The organism is Roseateles sp. P5_B10 (assembly GCF_056400485.1).
The window spans coordinates 1-569 of the sequence record NZ_JBFULE010001656.1 but is presented as its reverse complement, the minus strand read 5'-3'; the positions used below and the strand labels follow the sequence as shown (position 1 = coordinate 569).

Sequence of the window (569 nt, the reverse complement as noted above, 5' to 3'; positions counted from 1 at the left end):
TGTTGGCGGCCTGCGTGTTCGCCCATCGCTCGGCCGAGGGGCCCCATGCGCGCTGGCTGCAACAACTGGGTGTGCGCCCGCTGCTGGACCTGGACCTGCGCCTGGGCGAGGGCAGTGGTGCGGCGCTGGCCTGGCCACTGCTGACGGCCGCCTGTGCGCTGCTGGCCGACATGGCCAGCTTCGACAGCGCCGGCGTCAGCAACCGCGAGTAGCCCTGTGCGGCTTTTCCTTGTTGCATTGCAGTTCCTGACGCGGCTGCCGGTGCGGCTGGAGGGCTTCGAGCCGGCCTGGCTGAACGATTGCGTGCGGCACTTCCCGCTGGTGGGCGCGCTGGTCGGCGGCGTCGGCGCAGTGGTGCTGGCGGGGGCCGGTCATTTGTGGCCGGCCTGGGTGGCCGCGGTGCTGGCGCTGGCGGCCACCGTCGCGTTGACCGGCGGGTTTCACGAGGATGGCCTGGCCGACACCTTCGATGCCTTGGGCGGCGTGGTCAGCCGCGACAAGGCGCTGGCGATCATGAAGGACTCGCGCATCGGCAGCTATGGCGCTTTGGCGCTGGGCCTGAGCTTGTT

The 569-nt window shown here is 70.8% G+C and carries 2 protein-coding genes; both read left to right on the top strand.

Translation table 11 applies throughout. The features are described 5' to 3' along the window. The coding region (locus tag AC1DU6_RS35160) for a nicotinate-nucleotide--dimethylbenzimidazole phosphoribosyltransferase (protein ID WP_477863192.1) at window positions 1-212 on the top strand (212 nt) is incomplete at its 5' end. A 4-nt stretch (window positions 213-216) separates the two neighbouring features. After that, a partial coding sequence (locus AC1DU6_RS35155; protein ID WP_477863191.1) for an adenosylcobinamide-GDP ribazoletransferase occupies window positions 217-569 on the top strand: 353 nt, incomplete at its 3' end.